The sequence below is a fragment of the Synechococcus sp. YX-04-1 genome (assembly GCF_030546365.1).
In the GTDB taxonomy this organism is placed as follows: Bacteria; Cyanobacteriota; Cyanobacteriia; order PCC-6307; family Cyanobiaceae; genus Parasynechococcus.
This window is the reverse complement of record NZ_JAUONZ010000002.1, coordinates 427,936-441,843: the sequence shown is the minus strand read 5'-3', so window position 1 is coordinate 441,843 and position 13,908 is coordinate 427,936. Positions and strand designations below refer to the sequence as shown.

Genomic DNA, 13,908 nt, shown 5'->3' with positions numbered 1-13,908 from the left:
ACTGATTAGGTCGACTGCAATGCATAAACGAGCGAGCTAGGCCGTCTCTCCATCGGGAGGGGCGGCCTTCCTCTTTGGCGGCTAGCTGCCCTCAAGCGCTTGCTCCAAGTGATCGACATCGCGCTCAAGCTCATTGAGCCTCTGCTGCAGCTCCTGCTCACGAATGTGTTCCTCATGTTCGAGCTGCTGACGGCCTCCATTCATCATTTCTGTGTAGGTCAGCGCCCTGGGCTGCGACGGTTCAGTCATCAGTTCGGAGAGTCAGTTGGGCTGATTGGTTGGTGGGTCACACCGATGAGCTTTGCGTCCTTGCGACATGCTGTCGTCGCATCAAGCCCATACTGGCTCACGCCCTTGTTTGGCGAGTTGACGGGCAACCCTTTTCAACTCTCTTCACGGATGGCCTCGTCTCTCGTGCGCTGAACCCACTCCTCCACACCTGCATTGCAAGTGGATGCTCAGCCTGTGATGGGTTGGTTTTGGCAACGGTGTTAGCGGTCCCAGCGACGCCGTAGCTGCGGGATCACCAGAAAATCCATCACCGCGAAGCTAATTAGGCAGGGCAGAAACCCCTTCTCCACGAAGCCGCACACCAGTCGCCGCGGGTCCAACACACAGATCACCAACTGAGCAATCCAAAAGATCGCCGCCTTGACGGCAAACGAAGTGAGGGCAAAACGCCTTTCCGCTGCGGTGAGACGCATGACGGCCAGCAATCAACACAGCTGCCACACAATCGGCTGATTCACCTCAGAAGGCAATGCGCTCCATTGCAGTTGTTTGGGCACGAAAGACAGCGGGTTCCCTCTCCACGCGGGCTGAGGGTGCAAGGATTCTGAGGTCGACCTCAGTTGCTCTGCTTTGCTAATTGCCGAGATGCAGCAACCTGCAGAACCGCTGCCATACCAGGTAATGAGTCCTTCAAACCGCCTGCATGCGCAGCAGGCCTTGTTGGCAGTGTTGATGGGTGGTCTGTGACGGTGATGCGCCGTTGGTTGGTGCCGTTGATCGTCACCGCCCATGCGGTGGCAGCGTCGGCTGATCAGGCCACCGACAAAAAACAGCAGAGCACCATTGCCCGATGGACGGCTGAAAAAATCTGTGAGATGGGTGTGGATGCCTTTTATGGGTTGCCAGATCCTGAGCTCAAAACCATGTTTGAGCGCGACACCTCGATGCGTTACGAGGACGTCCCCACTGCACCGAATGATCAGGAAAAGTCCCGCATCACCGGACAGTTGATGGGATATCTGATGGCGGCCTGTCCGCAACAGCTTGAGACTTACAAAAACCGCTGAAGTGCATCGCCATGCGTAAGGAACGCTGCTGGGTTTGGTTCAAAGGTGGACTCTCTGAGGAGGGCCACTGGATGTCTGGCTGGGTGGCCAGCACAACCGAGGAGCCTGGGCTGCTGATTGAACATCCCGGTTACGTCTCCTGCCGGGTTCCGGAATGGCGTGTGGTGTTTAAGGAGCCCAAAGACCTGAACCTGGCACCAAGCATTCCCGACGCTGCGGTGTGGAAGCTGGTTTGAACTGAGCCCGAGCTTGCGGCGCAGGACAAGGAACGGTACAAATGTATTGCCCGAACCTTTTCTTGCGGTGACCCGTGCCCCCCAGGAGCCCCTCACCACTGCTCAGCAAGAGCTTTACGACTGGCTGGCGGACTACATCGGCAGCCATCGCCACAGCCCTTCCATCCGCCAGATGATGCAGGCGATGGGGCTGCGCTCTCCTGCGCCGATCCAGAGTCGGTTGCGCCATCTTCAGCAGAAGGGATGGATCACCTGGCAGGAAGGCCAGGCGCGCACCTTGCAGCTCTTGGGCGACATGGTCGGTGCCGCTGGGATTCCTGTGCTTGGCGCTGTTGCGGCGGGTGGCCTTGTGACGGCTTTTGATGATGTTCAGGAGCATCTCGACCTGGCACCGGTGCTGGAGACCCGTGGCCTGTTTGCCCTGACGGTGAACGGAGATTCGATGGTCGACTCCCACATCGCCGATGGTGATGTGGTGTTGATGGAGCCGGTTCAGGATCCCCAGCGGCTTCGCAACGGCACCGTGGTGAGTGCTCTGGTTGCCGGCAGCGGCACCACGCTCAAGCACTTTCATCGCCAGGGGGCGACGGTGGTTCTTGAAGCTGCCAACCCTGCCTATCAACCGATTGAGCTCCCCGCCGAACAGGTGGAGGTGCAGGGTCGCTTGGTTGCTGTCTGGAGGCAGGTCTAAGGCTCTCGCGGTGTAAGATCTATCCCGACGAAGGCGGTTCTGAAGCCACCACGTCGACATGGGGCCATAGCTCAGCTGGTAGAGCACCTGCATGGCATGCAGGGGGTCAGGAGTTCGAGTCTCCTTGGCTCCATTTCGTGATCAAGAGAGCTCTCGGTGTTCCGAGGGCTTTTTTGTTGCTTGACCCGGGCGGTGGAGACCTCATTCATGGCAGAAGCAAGTGGGCTGGGTGATCAAAAACCGCGGCCGTCACGCTCCCGCATTTCCAGGCGGAGTTGCTGGTAGCGAAGCAAGGCTCGCTCCTCATCCAATTGAGGAAATAACAAACGCGCCTCTTCCAGGCTTGGGGGCTCCAAGAGCCAGTCATCAGAGCGATCCGGGGCCACTTGCTCAGCATTGCGATCCCAACGCTGGCGACCTGGCGCAACCCAGCCAAACCAGCGACGAAAGCGATCGAACAGCTCAAGTGGGTGCATCAAAGCACCCTAAGGAGATCACGAATCCAAGCACTTGGATTCAGTTGCTGGAGTGACTCCCCCAAATCAGGGATGCGTGTGAGCTGGTTTGTAGCCGAGGGCAATTCTGTAACTGGGAGCCCTCCATTGGCATGCTCCCCTTGGACGATGTGTAAAACCAGCCCTGATCAGCTCGGGAAACCAGCCTGTTCAGAGCGATGAACTGACTCGTTCTGAGGCATCAAGCTTTCAGGCCGTTGTTGCCGTGGATCCTCCCCATTGCGCCAGGGGGTGAACAACAGGAAATTTCCTGCCACCAGCCCTGCCGTCACGATCACCGCAGCGAGTTGCTCCAGCTGTTCAACATCCATCCCTTTATTTTCACGCTTTCTCCGAGTAGGGGCGATGCCTCAACCGTGGGCTGGTTGGGATTCGGCTTTGCCTGCAGTTCTAGGACCAGGGCCGCCCCCAGGATCACTGTGATCACAGCCAGCCCCTGACTCAGCTTGAGCCTTCGTTGGGGTTTGCGAAAAATACAGCGGGTCATGCCAGGACCTTGTTTCTAAGCCTGGTTTAACGCTTCTTTTCAGTTCAAATTGAAGCGTTTGCCACGAGAAAGCTGGGAAAACGCTGAGATGACTGGTCTTAATCTTCTTTTGGATTCTCCAGATCGCGTCGGATCAGGGCCAGCAGGTAGGAGGGCGATTTGTAGCGGGTTGGCAGGCAGCGGTTCAGCGTTTCCAGGTGCCCCCAGCAGACGGTGCGCTCAATGTCCTGTGCAGTTTTTCCTTGCTGGAGGAGACGCCGCAGCGCCTTGCAATACATCGGATATCCCGCCTCTAGTTCACCGATGGTGAGTTTCGCCTGAGGCATAGGACCACTGAAACCAGTTCCAACCTATGCCCCCGAGGGTCAGGCTCAGCTGCCGAGCCAGGCGACGCAGTCGATTTCCACCCGTGCTCCCTTGGGGAGGGCCGCCACCTGCACGCAGGCGCGAGCTGGGCTGACCCCCTCACCAAACACCTCGGCATAGATGCCATTGACGGTTTGGAAATCGCCCAGGTCGGCCAAGAAGACCGTGGTGCGCACCACCTGAGCAGGGGTAGCGCCGGCTTCCTTCAACACAGCACAGAGGTTGTTCAGCACCTGATGTGTTTCCGCCGCCACATCACCGTTGCCCACCATCTCGCCGGTGGCTGGATCCAGTGGAATCTGCCCGGAGCAATAGAGCCACTCGCCGGCAAGCACCGCTTGGTTGTAAGGCCCAACCGGTGCAGGGGCGTCTTGAGTGGTGATGGCCTTGGCGCTCATGGGGTGCTTCTGAACAGCAGTCACCACGATCATCGCCGTTGGTGATCCCGTTCTTCGCCATCGCTCATGCCGGCCGCCACTGATCCTTGTCCTGGCGCAGCACGGCCAACTCCGCGGCTGAACTGGCCTGCATAAACAGGTTGGTGCGGCGTTCCACGCCGATGCTGCTGGGCAGGCTTAGGGCGCCTTTGGCGCGAAGGCTCTGCACCTCTTGGTAACGATCAGCCAAAACCGTGTCGTTGGGGCGTTGCTCAACGGCCCATTGCAGATTGGACTCGGTGTACTCGTGGGCACAACACACCTTCGTGGCCTCGGGAAGTTCGGCCAGCTTCTGTAGAGCCTGATGCATCTGTTCAGCGCTGCCTTCAAACAAGCGGCCGCAGCCCCCGCTGAACAGCGTGTCCCCGCAGAACAGCAAGGGTCCGATCTCGTCGCCCTCCGGGTTCGGGATGAAGAAAGCGATGTGGGCTCTGGTGTGGGCCGCTACATCCAGCACCTCCACCTCTTCCCCAAGAACAGTGATGTGGTCCCCATCCCGCACCGGCATGGTCTGGAACGGAATCCGCTCCCGGTCATCAGCTGAGGCAATCACCGAAGCTTGGGGCCAACGGTTCAGCAAGTCCGGTGTGCCGCCGATGTGGTCGGCATGGTGATGGGTCTGCAAAACGGCGGCCAGGTTCAACCGCCGTTCTTCAAGCCACGCCTGCACCGGCGGCGCAATGGCGGGGTCGATCACCACGGCCTCCGCGCCCCTCACCCAGATCCAGATCACGTTGTCCTGGAGCACCGGTAAGGCATGAAGTGAGGAATGCATCGTTAAAGTCCTGCCTGGTTAACCGGTCAGCGCTGGACCCATGATCACCGTCGCGTTGGCCAAAGGAGCGCTGCTCAAAGACTCGGTGGCCCGCTTTGCAGCCGCTGGTCTTGATTTCTCCGCTGTTCTGGACAAGGACAACCGTCAGCTGATGGTGCCCACCCCTTGCGGGCGCGCTAGGGCCCTGCTGGTTCGCAACGGAGATGTGCCCACCTATGTGGCCTATGGCCAAGCCCAGCTGGGGGTCGTGGGTTACGACGTGCTCAAGGAGCACCAGCTGCCCGTCGCGCAATTGGTGGACCTTGGCTTTGGCGGCTGCCGCATGGCTGTGGCGGTCCAAGAGAGCAGTGGTTACACCCGTGCCGCTGATCTGCCCCCCCATTGCCGGGTGGCCAGCAAATTCACCCACTGCGCTCGGGAATATTTTGATGCCCTCGACCTTCCCGTTGAGTTGGTGCACCTCAATGGCTCTGTGGAGCTGGGGCCAATCACGGGAATGTCGGAAGCGATTGTCGACCTGGTGGCCACCGGTCGAACCCTGCGGGACAACGGCTTGATTGCCATTGAAGACCTCTTCCAGTCCACGGCTCGATTGGTGGGGCATCCCCTGTCCATTCGCCTGGACAACGGTCCCCTGTCATCCATCGTCGAAGCGATTCGCGCAGCAACACCCGTCGGGAGCTTCAGCTGATGGGAGCTGTCGCGGACTGGCGCCGGGTTCGTCGTCTGGGCCGGTATCTCGTGCGGGATCGCCGGCGTCTTCTGGTCGCCCTGCTTCTGCTGCTTCCCTTGGCCTTTGCGGGAGCACTGCAGCCTGTCCTGCTTGGGCAGTCCGTCAGCGTCCTTCGCGGAGAGCCCAGTCTTCCCTGGTTGTCGGGATTGAGTCTGTCCGCAATCATCTGGCTCTATTTCGTCTCGGTGTTGCTGCGGCTCGGCCTGCAGGGCGTGCAGACCTTCAGCATCCAGGCCGTCGGTCAACGGCTCACCGCGCGCATCCGCGATGACCTTTTCGAACATTCACTGTCGCTGTCCCTTCGCTTTCACGACCGCATGCCGGTGGGCAAGTTGCTCACAAGGCTGACCAGCGATGTGGATGCCCTGGCTGAGGTGTTTGCCAGTGGCGCCGTCGGGGTGCTCAGTGATCTGGTGAGCCTGTTGGTTCTGGCCTCAACGATGCTGTTGATCGAGTGGAGGCTGGGGCTGCTGCTGTTGTTCACGCAGGTGCCCGTCACCTTGGCCGTGCTTTGGCTGCAGCGCCGTTACCGGAAGGCCAATTACCGCGTGCGTGAGGAGCTCTCCCAGCTCAATGCCGATTTCCAAGAGAACCTTCAGGGCCTCGAGGTGGTTCAGATGTATGGCCGTGAAACGGTCAACAGCGCCCGCTTCCTGAGCACAGGCAAGAACTACCGCAGCGCTGTGAACGGAACGATCTTTTACGACAGCAGCATTTCAGCCTTCTTGGAATGGGTGGCTCTGGCAGCCATTGCCCTCGTTCTGGCACTTGGTGGCTTGATGGTGACCAATAGTGCGATGGGCCTAGGCACCCTCACCACATTCATCCTTGCTTCTCAGCGTCTGTTCGACCCTCTGCGGCAGCTGGCGGAGCGTTTCACCCAGATTCAGGGTGGGCTGACGGCTGTTGAACGCATTGGCGAGTTGATGGAGCAGCCCCTCGAGATCGCCGAGGCCAAGGGCGCTCGCCCTCACCTGACGGGTGGTGGTGGCGAGGTGATCTTTGAGAACGTGAGCTTTGCCTACAGGCCGGATGATCCGATCCTCCGCAACCTTTCCTTCCGAATCGCCCCCGGTGAGCATGTGGCGCTGGTGGGCCCCACGGGCTCCGGCAAAAGCACGATTATTCGTTTGCTGTGCCGCCTTTATGAACCCCAGCAGGGGCGCATTCTTCTTGATGGAAGGGACATCCGCACGATCCCGATGGTGGATCTTCGTCGTGAGCTGGGCGTCGTGCTTCAGGACACGTTCCTGTTCAGCGGCAATGTGGCCGACAATCTGCGGCTCAATGCTTCCGTGAGCGATCGAGAGCTGGCTCAGGTCTGTGCTGAGCTTGGTCTAAACGACCTGTTGGCCAAGCTTCCCAACGGACTGGAGACAGAGCTGCGCGAGCGGGGCGGCAATCTCTCCTCAGGTGAGCGTCAATTGCTGGCGGTGGCTCGGGTGGCGATCCGCAATCCAACGGTGTTGGTGATGGATGAAGCCACCGCCTTCATGGACCCTTCAACGGAGGCGACTCTCCAGGCTGATCTCGATCGTCTTCTGCAAAAGCGCACAGCCATTGTTATCGCCCATCGCCTTGCCACGGTGGAAGCCTCGGATCGCATCCTTGTGCTGCGCCGGGGCGAGCTGATCGAGGAGGGCACTCATCGCGAGCTCAGGGCCCGAGGTGGGCTCTATGCCCAGCTCGCCGAGTTGCAGGAACGGGGGTTGGCGCGTCTGTGATCGCTCCTCTCCCCATCCCAGCTGAGTCGCTGTTGGAGCAGTACGGCCAGGGGGCGCGTCTCTGCACCTGCGCCAATGACCAGATCACCTTGGTGTTCAGCCAGGAGTACCCCTTCGATCTGGTGGAGCTCGAGCAGTTGCTGGAAGCGGTGGGCTGGAGTCGCCGGCCGATTCGCCGGGTGCGTAAAGCGCTCAGCCACAGCCTGCTCAAAGTGGGGCTTTGGCGGCACGACCCCCGGGTGCCCCGTCTGGTGGGTTTTGCGCGCTGCACTGGGGATGGTGTTTTTGAAGCCACCGTCTGGGACGTCGCCGTGCATCCCCTCTACCAGGGAAATGGTCTGGGCAAGCAAATGATGACCTACATCCTCGAGGCTCTCGATCAGATGGGAACCGAGCGGGTCAGCCTGTTCGCGGATCCGGGCGTTGTCAGCTTCTACCAGGGCCAGGGCTGGGATCTCGAGCCCCAGGACCATCGCTGTGCCTTCTGGTATGCCAACTGATCGGATCCTTCAGCGCCGGTAGATCCGCAACAGCTGCTCCGTTGATCGGCCCTGACGCCAGAGCCAGCGCAGCCGGGCATTGCGCCAGGCCTGCACCAGCACGCTCCGCTTCTGCCAACGCTCCCCGCTGGTGATCAAGGCACAGTTCAATGAGCGCAGGGGCGCGACCTTGCTCAGGCGTTCCACCAGGTCCAGGTCTTCCATCAGCGCCAGGGGCCGGTAGCCGCCGACGCGCTCATACAGGTGGCGCTGAATCAACAGGCCCTGATCGCCATAGGGACGCTGCAGCCAACGGCTGCGCAGGTTCACCATTCGCTCCAGCAGCCACAGCATCGGCCGCCTCTCCGCATCCACGTTGAAGTCGAAGTACCAGGCGCTCAGGTGAGCCTCCGGCGTGTTCAGAACCGTCCCCACCTTTTGATGCCAAGCCCCCGGGAGTCGGCTGTCGGCATGCAGCACCAGCACCCAGGCATGGGTGCTGTGGTCAGTGCCCCAGCGCAGCTGTGGCCCACGTCCGGCTTTCGGGCTGTCGAGCACGGTGGCACCGGCCAGCAGCGCCACCTCTCGGGTTTGATCCCTGCTCCCGCCGTCAGAGACGATCACCTCCAACTCCCCCGGCCATCGCCGCAGATCCGCCAGCAGCAGCGGCAGCCTGCTGGCTTCCTCCAGGGTTGGAATGACAACACTCAGCCCTGCCATGGCCTCAGATCGCTCCAGTGATCCAGATCATTCCGTTGGGGGACGAAGGCGCATGAGAGCTGTTGCCTGCGCACCTCCCTCAGCGTTGCTTCCAGCACGGTCGGGCCGCCCCAGGGAATGCCGATCAGCGGCCAATGCTGCGGGCAGCGGATCAGGGATGCGCCGATTCCCAGCAGCCAGTACCCCCCATCGGAGGCTGGTCCCATCACCAGATCATGCCGTTCCAAGTGGTCAACGGCCTGCTTCACGTCATCGGGATTGAGTTCGGGCAGATCCGTGCCGATCACAAGGCATGGCCTGCGATTGCGATGGCTGTGCATCAACTGCCGTCGCAATCGGGTGCCGAGTTGCCCCCTCCCTTGAAGCCGCACCTGCTTCAGCCCCAGCTGCTGCCCCCAGCGATCGGCCGCACGGGGCCCGAGCCCGCTCACCGCCAGCACAGGCTCGATCTCCATTGCGCCCGCGAGGCCGCGCACCACCGCAGCGGTGTGCTGCGTGAGCCGCCGCTGAATCCTTGTGGCGCGCTCGCTGCTGTTGGACAAGCCCAGCTCATTGTTGAGATCGCGGCTCAAGCGGCGTTTGCATCGGCCCGGTGATGGCCAGCGGGCCATCACGACGATCTGCACCATCTCAGTTATTGCGAGGCAGTTCCCGCGGGCGCACCTGCACGGTCAGCTCCTCTCCGTTGCGCTGGAGGGTGAGCTGCATTGGTTCCCCCACCTGGCCGCGGTCCACGGCGAGTTGCACTTCGGTGGGTGTTTGAACGGGGTTGTTCTCCACCTTGAGAATCAGATCGCACTGGCGGATGCCTGCAGCAGCGGCCGGCGTGCCCTTGACCACATCCTTGACCAAAACGCCATTCAGCTCGGGAACCGTGCAGGCGCTGTTGGTGGCATTGATTTCTCGCGCCAGCTGCGGCGTGAGGTTCATCAGCTGCACGCCGATGAAGGGATGGGAGGCCTGACCGGTGCTGACGATCTGTTGTGCGATCCGCTTGGCCAGGTTGATCGGAACCGCAAAACTCAAGCCGCCACCGGGCGCAGTACGGATTGCAGTGTTGATGCCGATCACCTGACCGGTGGCATTGATCAGGGGGCCGCCGCTGTTGCCGGGGTTCACCGCTGCATCAGTCTGGATGTAGGGAACCCGTTGGCCGTCACCGATCGCATTCAGGCGGCCGACGGCGCTGATGATGCCTGCGGTCACGGTGTTGTTCAGGCCGAAGGGGTTGCCGATGGCAATGGCCCATTCCCCCGGCTTGAGCTGGTCGGAATTACCCAGGGCCGCCACTGGCAGGTTGTCGGCCACTACTTTCACCACCGCCACGTCGGTGAGGGGGTCGGTGCCGAGAACCTTGCCCTTGAAACTGCGTCCGTCCGGAAGGGTCACCGCCACCTGATCCGCACCACGGACCACATGCTCATTGGTGAAGATCAGCCCGCTGGCGCGGGTGATGAAGCCGGAGCCTTGGCCCTGCTGTCGCTGGCTGGAGGGACCCATGCCGAAAATCCCTCCGAAGGGATTCGAGATCTCCTTCACCACATCGATGCGCACCACTGCCGGTCCGACACGATCCACCGCCTTCACGATCACGTTTTCTCCAGGCTGCAGCGGAGCACTGCGGGGCTGATCGTGCACCACCGGCGGCGCTGTCATCGGTGGCTTGGGCGTCAAGCCCAGCTGGTCTCTCACCAGGCTGCAACCGGAGAGTGCGCTTCCGGCCAGGGCGATGGCGAGCCAATGCTGGGCGTTGGGCATCACGACGAGATGTGTGCTGATGCATTTAAGACGGCCTGAGCGGATCGGCATGCGTAGATTCAGCGCTCGGGCGATGGGCGGTTTTGGCGCAGACGGGCGAAGAGCTCTGGATCAAGGTGCGGGATGGGTTGCAGGCCAAGCTGAGCAAGCCCACCTTCGAGACCTTCATTCGCCCCACGGGTTGCAGCGGCTTTGCCAATGGAGAGCTGAAGCTTCTGGCCCCGAATCCCTTCGCCAGCGTTCGTCTGCGTGAGCAGCTGCTGCCCACGATCGCCGAGATGGCTAGCAGCATCAGCGGTCAGCCCGTTCAGGTGACGGTTCTGGCAGAAACCGCCCTGCCGCCGCCGGACGCCACCGATGAGGCCTCAGCTGCTGATGCGGCTCCGCCGGCAGCGGCTCAGGAGTCGGCGTCGGCTCCGGGCCGGAACGGCTCCCCACGGCGCTACCTTCCCGGGCTCAATCCCCGATATGTGTTCGGCCGTTTCGTGGTCGGTCCCAACAGCCGGATGGCCCATGCGGCGGCTCTGGCTGTGGCCGAAGCACCGGGCCGGGAGTTCAACCCCCTGTTCATCTGCGGCGGTGTGGGCCTGGGAAAAACCCACCTGATGCAAGCCATCGGCCACTACCGGCTCGAAATCGATCCCGGGGCTCGGGTGGCCTACGTCTCCACCGAAACCTTCACCAATGATCTGATCCAGGCCATCCGCAAGGACGGGATGCAGGCCTTCCGCGATCGCTATCGCGCCGCTGATCTGATCCTGGTGGATGACATTCAATTCATCGAAGGCAAGGAGTACACCCAGGAGGAGTTCTTCCACACCTTCAATGCCCTGCACGAGGCAGGCCGTCAGGTGGTGATCGCCAGCGATCGTCCCCCTAGTCAGATTCCGCGGTTGCAGCAGCGTTTGATCTCCCGGTTCCAGATGGGACTGATCGCTGACATTCAGTCGCCTGACCTGGAGACACGCATGGCGATCCTTCAGAAGAAAGCGGAGCAGGAGCGCATGTCGCTGCCCCGTGATCTGATCCAGTACATCGCCGGCCGCTTCACCTCGAACATCCGCGAGTTGGAAGGTGCCCTGACCCGGGCTGTGGCCTTCGCCTCAATCACAGGGTTGCCGATGACCGTCGAATCGGTGGCGCCGATGCTCGACCCCACGGGGCAGGGGGTGGAGGTCACGCCGCAACAGGTGATCGACAAGGTGTCTGAAGTGTTTGATGTCACGGCTGAGGAGATGTGCAGCAGCACCCGACGCCGTGCCGTGAGCCAGGCCCGTCAGGTGGGGATGTACCTCATGCGCCAGGGCACCGACCTCAGCCTGCCGAGGATCGGCGACAACTTCGGCGGAAAGGACCACACCACGGTGATGTACGCGATCGAGCAGGTGGAGAAAAAACTGGCCTCCGATCCCCAGCTCGCCGGTCAGGTGCAGAAAGTGAAGGATCTGCTGCAGATTGATTCACGCAAGAAACGCTGATCAGCGGCAGGCTTTCTTATCGCCTTTCCAGCCCGGCATGTCATGTGCAGCTGCAGAGCACACCAGCTGGCGTGCTGCTGCGAGCGCTGGGTCCAGCCGCCTGGAGCTGAAGGGGGGTAGGGGGCGGCTGCGCAGCCAGGCACCCCAACGAAACTCGTGATATGGGATCAGGGGCTGAGGCTTGATCCACCCCTCCTGCTTTAACTTCCACACGAGGCTCCGGTAGGGATCGTCGTCCAGCCCCAGTAGGCTTTTGGGCAGCTGCTCGACCGGGTGGGGGCCGTTGCCTCGCCCGTCGTAGAGGTAGAGCCAGCCCTGGTTGTGCAGATAGGCCAGCACAGCGCTTCGGTCGGCGGTTGGGAGCTCCTGCACCACGTAGGCCCAGGTGGTGGCACCTGGATCAATGCCGATCAGCCCCCGCAGCCGGTGGTGCCGGTCCAGCATCCACATGGCGCCATCGGCAGACCGGATTAAAGGGACCGGTTTGCCGCGCAGGTAGTCGAGACGCTGCTGACGGCTGTCCTGGGCGAAATCCTTTTCGCGCGACCAGATCTCCGCCAGCCCAACACACCACTGGGTTGGCTGCAGCTGCGCCGCCGACACTTCAATCAGATCGGTCCCCCGATCGGGGGCTGGGATCGGTTGGTAGGCGGGCAGTCGCAGGGGCACGACTCAGCTTTAGCGCCCCCGCACTATGACCCAATTAAGAAGGGTCGGGGATCCTGATCAAAGCGATCCCGCACCGGCAGAGGCTTGGCTTGTTCAGGCCCATCCAGCTGGGCGGTGGCTTCGAGGGCCTGACGCAGCAGACGCGCTGCTGGGAGCGGCATGTCCCTTGGAACCGAAATGCGATCGCGCAGATAGCGGAGCCCGGCGGCACTCCCCGCTGGAGGGGGGCAGGGCGTGTTGCGGACCAACCGGGTTAGGGCACAGCGCAGGGGCTGATCAAAGGCTGCAGGACCCATGGGATTCACGTCCCGAAGCCGTTGTTGGTGACGCAGCACCCGGCTCAGGGCGATGACGGCTTGATTGGCTTGATGGTCCGCATCCCAGCAGGCTTCGTCCTCACCAAGGCCATCACCTCGGTCGATCCTTTCGGCCAAGCGTTGCGCGTCTGCTCCATCGTCCGACCAGCAGCCGCCCATCTGGGGAGGCAGGTCATGGGCATGGGTGTGGAAGTCGCTTTGGGTGCCGCGGTAGGTCTCCAGTTGTTCCAGGGCGCGGAACCAGCGGTCAATGGCTGGATGCTCAGCCCTCAGCCGGTATCCCTTGTAGTAAGCCAGCGAGGCATTCATCCGTTCCACGTAGGGAACAAAGATCAGATCCACGGTCTGCGGCTCCGGGCCCCGCAGCCACGGTCCTCCGTCCTGGTTCAGCTCCCGTTCGAAGCGCCGGGCGATGTCTTGAAACTGCTCTCGGGCCAGAACCTGTTGCCTCGGACTCAGCCGTGGTGAACACAGCCAGATGCACCAGGCCTGAAACAGCAGCCGTTCAAGGCGGCGCAGCTCCAGAGCTTCCGGCGCTGTCATCGCCATGCCGAGGGGGCCGAACCGCTGTTCGAGGGCCAACAGGATGTCGTCGCTTTCGGTGATCAGCCGCCCGTTGAGCTCCAGGGCCGGCAACATCCCCGAAGGCACTTTCTCCAGGAACCACGGCTCCTTAGGGCCGTAGCAGCGCATGGTGACTTTGCGGATCCGGTAGGGGATGCGCATGAACTCCAGCCAGAGCCAGATTTTTTGGCAGTAGGGGCACCAGGCGTGGTGGTCGCGGTACAGCGTGACCATCACGTTGGATTCAGGCTGTCCGAACAGGCGCAACGTGGCCTGGGCACTGGTCGGCCCTTCAATCCGATTCGGTTCCGGCGTCGCCAGGCTGGCCAGTTCCGACCAGCTCAGGGGTTCAGCTGATTCCGATGAAAGGGGCATGCAGGATCGGCGCAAGCGTGGCCCGTCCATAGGACTGCCAGTCGCCCAGTTCGTGCATCAGCGCCAGACAGTCCTGCTGGCGGCCCTGATCAGCCAACTGCTTCAGCCGTAGTTTCATGTCGTCGCTGGTGATCATCATCACGATCTCGCGGCGTTGCGATCGTTTGAGGCGCAGCTCAGGTTCAGGCGGCTGCCTGCGGCGCTTGGAAGAACGGTTCATGATTTAAGGACGCGGTTGAAATACGACCGACTCGTCTTGGGCCTTTATGACCCCCTTCCCCGGACC

At 61.7% G+C, this 13,908-nt stretch carries 20 protein-coding genes and 1 tRNA gene; 8 read left to right on the top strand and 13 right to left on the bottom strand.

Going from position 1 to position 13,908, the window contains the following annotated elements; all coding sequences use genetic code 11:
• Nucleotides 1–81: 81 nt before the first annotated feature.
• Both Q3Y53_RS06020 and Q3Y53_RS06015 read right to left on the bottom strand, forming a co-directional pair.
• Nucleotides 82–249, bottom strand: coding sequence for a hypothetical protein (locus tag Q3Y53_RS06020; RefSeq protein WP_226425528.1), 168 nt, complete (start codon nucleotides 247–249; stop codon nucleotides 82–84).
• A gap of 242 nt (nucleotides 250–491) precedes the next feature.
• On the bottom strand, nucleotides 492–704 hold the full coding sequence (locus Q3Y53_RS06015; protein ID WP_226425526.1) for a hypothetical protein: 213 nt from the start codon (nucleotides 702–704) through the stop codon (nucleotides 492–494).
• 279 nt (nucleotides 705–983) lie between these two features.
• Between Q3Y53_RS06015 and Q3Y53_RS06010 the strand changes: the two genes are divergently transcribed.
• From Q3Y53_RS06010 to Q3Y53_RS05995, 4 genes are all read left to right on the top strand, one after another.
• The gene (locus Q3Y53_RS06010) at nucleotides 984–1,298 is read left to right on the top strand and encodes a hypothetical protein (protein WP_303534048.1); all 315 of its coding nucleotides are present in this window, start codon (nucleotides 984–986) and stop codon (nucleotides 1,296–1,298) included.
• Nucleotides 1,299–1,309: 11 nt separating this feature from the next.
• Nucleotides 1,310–1,534, top strand: coding sequence for a hypothetical protein (locus tag Q3Y53_RS06005; protein ID WP_226425525.1), 225 nt, complete (start codon nucleotides 1,310–1,312; stop codon nucleotides 1,532–1,534).
• A gap of 67 nt (nucleotides 1,535–1,601) precedes the next feature.
• Entirely contained in the window at nucleotides 1,602–2,225 is a 624-nt protein-coding gene (lexA, locus tag Q3Y53_RS06000; protein ID WP_303533994.1) for a transcriptional repressor LexA, read from the top strand.
• Between the two features lie 60 nt (nucleotides 2,226–2,285).
• Nucleotides 2,286–2,358 (top strand) — tRNA-Ala (locus Q3Y53_RS05995).
• A 100-nt stretch (nucleotides 2,359–2,458) separates the two neighbouring features.
• Here Q3Y53_RS05995 and Q3Y53_RS05990 read toward each other — a convergent pair.
• The 5 genes from Q3Y53_RS05990 to gloB all read right to left on the bottom strand — a co-directional run bounded on the left by Q3Y53_RS05990 (nucleotide 2,459) and on the right by gloB (nucleotide 4,805).
• A complete protein-coding gene (locus Q3Y53_RS05990) occupies nucleotides 2,459–2,701 on the bottom strand; it encodes a hypothetical protein (RefSeq protein WP_303533993.1) in 243 nt (80 codons plus the stop codon).
• A gap of 167 nt (nucleotides 2,702–2,868) precedes the next feature.
• Nucleotides 2,869–3,051: a hypothetical protein gene (locus tag Q3Y53_RS05985; protein WP_226425521.1), complete on the bottom strand. Its 183-nt coding sequence runs from the start codon at nucleotides 3,049–3,051 to the stop codon at nucleotides 2,869–2,871.
• A 274-nt stretch (nucleotides 3,052–3,325) separates the two neighbouring features.
• A complete protein-coding gene (locus Q3Y53_RS05980; protein WP_226402716.1) occupies nucleotides 3,326–3,553 on the bottom strand; it encodes a DUF3136 domain-containing protein in 228 nt (75 codons plus the stop codon).
• Nucleotides 3,554–3,598: 45 nt separating this feature from the next.
• Entirely contained in the window at nucleotides 3,599–3,991 is a 393-nt protein-coding gene (locus Q3Y53_RS05975; RefSeq protein ID WP_303534046.1) for a RidA family protein, read from the bottom strand.
• Nucleotides 3,992–4,055: 64 nt separating this feature from the next.
• A complete protein-coding gene (gene gloB, locus Q3Y53_RS05970) occupies nucleotides 4,056–4,805 on the bottom strand; it encodes a hydroxyacylglutathione hydrolase (protein WP_303533989.1) in 750 nt (249 codons plus the stop codon).
• Between the two features lie 40 nt (nucleotides 4,806–4,845).
• Between gloB and hisG the strand changes: the two genes are divergently transcribed.
• From hisG to Q3Y53_RS05955, 3 genes are read left to right on the top strand one after another with little or no spacing between them, the layout of a single operon-like run.
• Nucleotides 4,846–5,496, top strand: a complete 651-nt coding sequence (gene hisG, locus Q3Y53_RS05965) for an ATP phosphoribosyltransferase (RefSeq protein WP_226425519.1) — start codon at nucleotides 4,846–4,848, stop codon at nucleotides 5,494–5,496.
• Complete coding sequence (locus Q3Y53_RS05960) at nucleotides 5,496–7,262, top strand: ABC transporter ATP-binding protein (protein ID WP_303533987.1); 1,767 nt, start codon at nucleotides 5,496–5,498, stop codon at nucleotides 7,260–7,262. The genes hisG and Q3Y53_RS05960 overlap by 1 nt, the downstream gene beginning before the upstream one ends.
• Entirely contained in the window at nucleotides 7,259–7,762 is a 504-nt protein-coding gene (locus Q3Y53_RS05955) for a GNAT family N-acetyltransferase (RefSeq protein WP_226425517.1), read from the top strand. The genes Q3Y53_RS05960 and Q3Y53_RS05955 overlap by 4 nt, the downstream gene beginning before the upstream one ends.
• Nucleotides 7,763–7,771: 9 nt before the next feature.
• Here the strand turns inward: Q3Y53_RS05955 and Q3Y53_RS05950 are convergent, their stop codons facing one another.
• The 3 genes from Q3Y53_RS05950 to Q3Y53_RS05940 are packed head-to-tail and all read right to left on the bottom strand — an operon-like array spanning nucleotide 7,772 to nucleotide 10,219.
• The gene (locus tag Q3Y53_RS05950) at nucleotides 7,772–8,461 is read right to left on the bottom strand and encodes a TIGR04283 family arsenosugar biosynthesis glycosyltransferase (RefSeq protein WP_303533983.1); all 690 of its coding nucleotides are present in this window, start codon (nucleotides 8,459–8,461) and stop codon (nucleotides 7,772–7,774) included.
• A complete protein-coding gene (locus tag Q3Y53_RS05945; RefSeq protein ID WP_303533982.1) occupies nucleotides 8,449–9,090 on the bottom strand; it encodes a TIGR04282 family arsenosugar biosynthesis glycosyltransferase in 642 nt (213 codons plus the stop codon). Before Q3Y53_RS05945 ends, Q3Y53_RS05950 begins: the two co-directional genes overlap by 13 nt.
• A gap of 1 nt (nucleotide 9,091) precedes the next feature.
• The gene (locus Q3Y53_RS05940) at nucleotides 9,092–10,219 is read right to left on the bottom strand and encodes a trypsin-like peptidase domain-containing protein (RefSeq protein ID WP_226425514.1); all 1,128 of its coding nucleotides are present in this window, start codon (nucleotides 10,217–10,219) and stop codon (nucleotides 9,092–9,094) included.
• 83 nt (nucleotides 10,220–10,302) lie between these two features.
• On the opposite strand from Q3Y53_RS05940, the gene dnaA reads away from it, so the two are divergent.
• Nucleotides 10,303–11,697, top strand: a complete 1,395-nt coding sequence (gene dnaA / locus Q3Y53_RS05935) for a chromosomal replication initiator protein DnaA (RefSeq protein ID WP_303533973.1) — start codon at nucleotides 10,303–10,305, stop codon at nucleotides 11,695–11,697.
• Here the strand turns inward: dnaA and Q3Y53_RS05930 are convergent, their stop codons facing one another.
• The 3 genes from Q3Y53_RS05930 to Q3Y53_RS05920 are packed head-to-tail and all read right to left on the bottom strand — an operon-like array spanning nucleotide 11,698 to nucleotide 13,842.
• Nucleotides 11,698–12,366, bottom strand: coding sequence for a ParB-like protein (locus tag Q3Y53_RS05930; protein ID WP_303533970.1), 669 nt, complete (start codon nucleotides 12,364–12,366; stop codon nucleotides 11,698–11,700). It lies immediately after the preceding gene.
• A 23-nt stretch (nucleotides 12,367–12,389) separates the two neighbouring features.
• Nucleotides 12,390–13,622 (bottom strand): glutathione S-transferase family protein, encoded by a 1,233-nt coding sequence (locus Q3Y53_RS05925; protein WP_303533967.1) that lies wholly within the window; start codon nucleotides 13,620–13,622, stop codon nucleotides 12,390–12,392.
• The gene (locus Q3Y53_RS05920; RefSeq protein ID WP_041434546.1) at nucleotides 13,597–13,842 is read right to left on the bottom strand and encodes a hypothetical protein; all 246 of its coding nucleotides are present in this window, start codon (nucleotides 13,840–13,842) and stop codon (nucleotides 13,597–13,599) included. The genes Q3Y53_RS05925 and Q3Y53_RS05920 overlap by 26 nt, the downstream gene beginning before the upstream one ends.
• Nucleotides 13,843–13,908: the final 66 nt, after the last annotated feature.